1 protein-coding gene is annotated in these 250 nt (G+C 64.8%); it reads right to left on the bottom strand.

Annotated features, from left to right (window positions below; translation table 11 throughout):
• Positions 1-20: 20 nt before the first annotated feature.
• Positions 21-250: 5-formyltetrahydrofolate cyclo-ligase (locus ACSNOK_RS35380; protein ID WP_436784780.1), on the bottom strand; the 230-nt coding region annotated here is incomplete at its 5' end.

Raw genomic sequence — 250 nt, 5'->3', positions numbered from 1 at the left:
ATCTTGGGGCAGATGGCTGCTCATGGCTTTGTCCGACCTTGCAGGCCTGCCTCGGTGACGATGGCGTCCATGGCGATATCGTGCGGCTGCGGAAAGATCGTCGAAAGACGGGCGGATTGTATCCCCACGCCGATGAGGAAGGGCCGAGGGCGCAGCGCCGCCAGTGTCCGGTCGAAATAGCCGCCGCCATAGCCGAGGCGGAACCCCGCATCGTCCCACCCAACCACGGGGGCAAGGGTGACATCGGGAA

The organism is Streptomyces sp. URMC 126 (genome assembly GCF_051386555.1).
Classification (GTDB): domain Bacteria; phylum Actinomycetota; class Actinomycetes; order Streptomycetales; family Streptomycetaceae; genus Streptomyces.
The sequence above is the reverse complement of the archived record's forward strand: the minus strand, read 5'-3'. Positions and strand labels throughout refer to the sequence as shown.